This is a genomic window from Jatrophihabitans sp., from assembly GCF_036388195.1.
Classification (GTDB): domain Bacteria; phylum Actinomycetota; class Actinomycetes; order Mycobacteriales; family Jatrophihabitantaceae; genus Jatrophihabitans_A.
Window position 1 is genome coordinate 1 of sequence record NZ_DASVSG010000109.1, and the last position, 4,758, is coordinate 4,758.

Sequence of the window (4,758 nt, forward strand, 5' to 3'; positions counted from 1 at the left end):
GGACTACCAGGACCTGACCAGCGGTCCGCAGGGAACGACCAAGCGCGACGTCCACCTGCTGGGCTGGACCGGCGACTACAACGACCCGGACAACTTCCTCGGTGTCTTCTTCGGGGCCAAGAGCGCTGAGTGGGGATTCGACAACCCGGAGCTGTTCAAGGCGCTGGACGCCGGTCGCGCGTTGCCCACCCTGGAGGAGCAGGGCCCGGCGTACGAGAAGATCGCGGGGCAGATCGCCGAGTTCGCTCCCGGCGTGCCGATCGCGCACCCCGCGCCGTCGCTCGCCTTCGCCAAGGACGTCAAGGGGTACGTCGCCAGCCCGGTGCAGGACGAGGTCTGGAACAACGTCACCGTCGGCTGACGAATGGCAGCTCGTTATCGGGCTCAGCGCGCGCAGCTGCGCGCTGAGCCCCTCGGAGCACGGCTAGGAGGGTGGCGCAGTGCTGAGGTTCATCGTGCGGCGGCTGCTGCTGATGGTCCCGGTGTTCTTCGGGCTCAGCGTGCTCCTCTTCGTCTGGGTCCGGGCCCTGCCCGGGGACCCGGCGCGGAGCCTGCTGGGGGAGAAGGCCACACCCGAGCTGGTGGCCCGGCTGAACGCGGCCTACGGCTTCGACAAGCCGCTGCTCGAGCAGTACGTGACCTACACGGGCAAGCTGCTCCAGGGGGACTTCGGCACCTCGCCGAGAACCGGACAGCCGGTGCTCGGCACGTTCCTGGACCGGTTCCCGGCCACGGTCGAGCTGAGCATCGCGGCTCTGCTGTTCGCCATCGCCCTCGGGATCCCGCTGGGCTACGCCGCGGCCAAGCGGTCCGGTGGCGTCTTCGACTTCCTCGCCGTCGGCGGTTCGCTGCTCGGCGTCGTGGTGCCGGTGTTCGTGCTGGCCTACCTGCTCAAGATCGTGTTCGCGGTCGGGCTGCCGGGGCAGTTGGGTGCGTTGGCCTTCTTGCCCGCCTCCGGCCGACAGGACCCGCGGATCGACGCCACGCACATCACGAACTTCTATGTGCTGGACGGGTTGATCACCCGTGAGTTCGACGCGTCCTGGGACGCCGTGCTGCACCTGATCCTGCCCGCCATCGCCCTGGGCTCGATCCCGCTCGCGATCATCGTCCGGATGACCCGGGCGTCGGTGCTCGAGGTGCTGAACGAGGACTACGTCCGCACCGCGAACGCCAAGGGCCTCGCCGCATCGTTGATCACCCGGCGCCATGTCCTGCGCAACGCGATGCTGCCGGTGCTGACCACCATCGGCCTGCAGACCGGCGCCCTGCTGGCCGGGGCGGTGCTGACGGAGTCGGTGTTCGCCTTCAACGGCATCGGGTCCTACCTCTTCGACGCCATCAGCTCGTTGGACTTCGTCGTGCTGCAGGGCTTCATCCTGTTCATCGCCGTGGTCTACGCCCTGGTCAACCTGGTCGTCGACATCGGCTACGGCGTCGTCGACCCGAGACTGAGGACCCAGTGACCGCGGAGGCCGTGCGGCCGCAGGCCCTGTCAGAGCTGATGACCGACACCCTGTCCGACGAACACGGCACCAGCCTGTGGCAGGGCGCGATGCAGCGGCTGCGGCGCAACCCGGGCGCCATCATCGGCCTGGTCATCGTGGCGGCGTTCGTGCTGCTGGCGGTGCTGGCCCCGGTGCTGGCGCCGTACGAGCCGGCCACCAGCGAATGGATCAGCGAAGTGACCCCGTCGGACGTGCCGGGCCGCTCCCCCGAGCACGCGCTCGGGCTGGACCCGTTCGGCTCTGACCTGCTCACCCAGCTGATCTACGGGGCCCGCCAGTCGCTGATCATCGGCGTGGTGTCCACGGCATTCGGGCTGCTCGGGGGAGCGCTGCTCGGCTTGCTGGCCGGCGCGTTCGGTGGCTGGGTGGACACCCTGGTGATGCGCATCGTCGACATCCTGCTCTCCATCCCGGCCCTGCTGCTGGCGGTCAGCGTCGCCGCGGTGATGGGGCAGAACCCGCTCGCCATCATGATCGCGATCGCCGCCGCTCAGGTGCCGATCTTCGCTCGGCTGCTGCGCGGCTCGATGCTCGGCCAGCGACGGCGGGACTACGTGCTGGCCTCGAGCTCCCTGGGTCTGCGGCGGCGCACCATCGTGATGAGCCACGTGCTGCCCAACTCGCTGGGTCCGGTGATCGTTCAGGCCACGCTGACCCTGGCCACGGCGATCATCGAGGTCGCGGCGCTGTCCTACCTCGGGCTCGGCGCTGCGGACCCGGCCGTGGCCGAGTGGGGCCGGATGCTGGTCAAGGCCCAGGACCGGCTGCAGAGCGACCCACACCTGACCGTGCTGCCCGGCATCTGCATCGCCGTGACGGCGCTGGGGTTCACCCTGTTCGGCGAGGCGTTGCGCGAAGCACTGGACCCGAAGTCGAGGCGATGAGATGAGCCATTCGGGAAGTCCCGTGCGGGACCAGACCCTGACCAAGGCCTCCACCCGGCAGCCGGTCAACCGCAACGAGGTCCTGCTGGAGGTGAAGGACCTCAGCGTCATCTTCCAGCAGCGCCACGGCCGGGCGACCCGCGCGGTGGACAAGGTGTCCTTCTCGGTCAAGCCGGGCGAGGTGGTCGGCATCGTGGGGGAGTCGGGGAGCGGCAAGTCCGTCACCTCGATGGCGGTGATGGGGCTGCTGCCCTCCCGGGCCACCCAGATCGCCGGCGAGGCCAACTACCGCGGTCGCAACCTGCTGACCCTGGGCGCCAAGGAGATGTCCGACCTCCGCGGACGCGAGATCGCCATGGTGTTCCAGGACCCGATGAGCTCGCTCAACCCCGTGATCCCCATCGGCCTGCAGGTCACCGAGGTGCTCACCCGGCACAACGACATCTCCCGAGCCGACGCGCGCGGCGAGGCCGAGGACCTGCTGCGTCGCTGTGGAATCCCCGACCCCGGCCGACGGCTGCGCGAGTACCCGCACCAGCTGTCCGGCGGCATGCGGCAGCGGGCGCTGATCGCGATCGCCCTGGCCTGCAAGCCGGCCCTGCTGATCTGCGACGAGCCGACCACCGCGCTGGACGTGACCATCCAGGCTCAGGTGCTTGAGCTGCTCAAGGAGCTGGTCAACGACCTAGGGACCGCGATGGTGATGATCACCCACGACCTCGGGGTGGTGGCCGGGCTGTGCGACTTCGTCAACGTGATGTACGCCGGCCGGATAGTCGAGTCGGCGCCCCGACGCGAGCTGTTCGCGCACCCCCGGCACCGCTACACCGAGGGGCTGCTCCAGTCCATCCCCCGACTCGACGCCCCCCGCGGCGAGCCGCTGACGCCGATCCCCGGGACGCCGCGGGACGTCATCGCCTGGTCCAAGGCCTGCGCCTTCGCTCCCCGCTGCCGCCATGCCGCCGACGACTGCGTGGTCGGTGACCTCAACCTGATGCCGATGGGCCGAGGCGGGCACCAGGTGCGCTGCGTCCACCCGGCCGACGCACCCGACCCTCCGCAGGAGATCCGCCGATGAGCCATCCCGTGTCGCCGCAGGATGCGTCGCCGCCGACGTCGCAGCCGGAACCGTCGTCGGGTTCACTGCTGTCGGTGCGCGGCCTCAAGGTGCACTTCCCGATCAAGCGCGGCCTGGTCTTCGACCGGACCGTGGGCCACGTCCGGGCTGTCGACGGTGTGGACCTCGAGATCGCCCGGGGGCAGACGTACGGGCTGGTGGGGGAGTCCGGTTGCGGCAAGTCGACGCTGGGCCGCGGGCTGCTGCGGCTGGAGGAGCCAACCAGCGGGTCGGTGATCTTCGACGGCCAGGATGTGGCCGCGCTGGCGCCGGAGCCGCTGCGGCTGATGCGGCGGCGGATGCAGATGGTCTTCCAGGACCCGCTGGCCAGCCTCGACCCGCGCCAGTCGGTGCAGAGCTCGCTGCTCGAGCCGCTGCAGGTGCACGGGCTCGCCGACGCCGACCGCAAGGAGTTCGGCGCCGACAGCTCGGCCAGCCACCTGGCCAAGGTGTTCTCGATGCTCGAGGTGGTGGGGCTGCCGCGGGCCGCGCTGGCGAAGTACCCGCACGAGTTCTCCGGCGGCCAGCGGCAGCGCATCGGCATCGCCCGGGCGATGATCCTCAACCCCGACCTGGTGATCGCCGACGAGCCGGTCAGTGCGCTCGACGTGTCGGTGCAGGCGCAGGTGATCAACCTGCTCGAGCACCTCCAGGAGCTGCTCGGCCTGACCTACATCGTGATCGCTCACGACCTGGCCGTGGTCCGCCACATCAGCGACACCATCGGCGTGATGTACCTCGGCCAGCTGGTCGAGGAGGCGCCGGGCGACGACCTGTACGCCCGCCCGCTGCACCCGTACACGATCGCCCTGATGTCGGCGATTCCCATCCCGGACCCGGAGGTCGAGGACCGCCGGGAGCGGATCCTGCTCCGCGGGGACCTGCCGAGCCCGGCCAACCCGCCGTCGGGCTGCCGGTTCCACACCCGCTGTCCGTTCCGGCAGCCAACGCGCTGCGACGACGAGGTGCCCGAGCTGCGCGAGCTGACGGAGCTGGCGCCGGGCCGCCGGGTGGCCTGCCACTACGCCGAGGACATCCTGGCCGGTCGGGTCCGGGTGCGGGACCCCGACCTGGTGGTCGAGCCGGTCGCCTGAACCTCGGCGCGCGGACGTTGCGGCCTCAGCCGGTCACGACGGCCAGGATCGCGGGGCCCCAGAACTCGCTGGTGAAGAAGTAGGTGCCCAGCAGCAGGAAGCCGGTCGCGACCAGGATGGTCCCGGTGGCCAGACGTCGTGACGCCGGTGACGCC

Annotated in this window: 4 protein-coding genes and 1 pseudogene; all 5 read left to right on the forward strand. The window is 70.3% G+C overall.

Annotation, left to right across the window (positions count from 1 at the left end; all coding sequences use genetic code 11):
• Positions 1-361, forward strand: a pseudogene (locus VF612_RS11340) (ABC transporter substrate-binding protein); the annotation flags it as partial.
• A gap of 79 nt (positions 362-440) precedes the next feature.
• Positions 441-1,466 (forward strand): ABC transporter permease, encoded by a 1,026-nt coding sequence (locus VF612_RS11345; protein WP_408659962.1) that lies wholly within the window; start codon positions 441-443, stop codon positions 1,464-1,466.
• A 38-nt stretch (positions 1,467-1,504) separates the two neighbouring features.
• Positions 1,505-2,392 carry an ABC transporter permease gene (locus VF612_RS11350; RefSeq protein WP_408659965.1) on the forward strand — a complete coding sequence of 296 codons (888 nt, stop codon included), beginning with the start codon at positions 1,505-1,507 and terminating at the stop codon, positions 2,390-2,392.
• A gap of 1 nt (position 2,393) precedes the next feature.
• A complete protein-coding gene (locus tag VF612_RS11355; RefSeq protein ID WP_408659963.1) occupies positions 2,394-3,470 on the forward strand; it encodes an ABC transporter ATP-binding protein in 1,077 nt (358 codons plus the stop codon).
• The gene (locus VF612_RS11360; RefSeq protein ID WP_408659964.1) at positions 3,467-4,603 is read left to right on the forward strand and encodes an ABC transporter ATP-binding protein; all 1,137 of its coding nucleotides are present in this window, start codon (positions 3,467-3,469) and stop codon (positions 4,601-4,603) included. Before VF612_RS11355 ends, VF612_RS11360 begins: the two co-directional genes overlap by 4 nt.
• Positions 4,604-4,758 lie beyond the last annotated feature (155 nt).

Bases quoted from the DNA above. Each gene is read 5' to 3' on its own strand.
- VF612_RS11355 (WP_408659963.1), top strand. From the start codon at position 2,394: ATGAGCCATTCGGGAAGTCCCGTGCGGGACCAGACCCTGACCAAGGCC.
- VF612_RS11350 (WP_408659965.1), top strand. From the start codon at position 1,505: ATGACCGACACCCTGTCCGACGAACACGGCACCAGCCTGTGGCAGGGC.
- VF612_RS11360 (WP_408659964.1), top strand. From the start codon at position 3,467: ATGAGCCATCCCGTGTCGCCGCAGGATGCGTCGCCGCCGACGTCGCAG.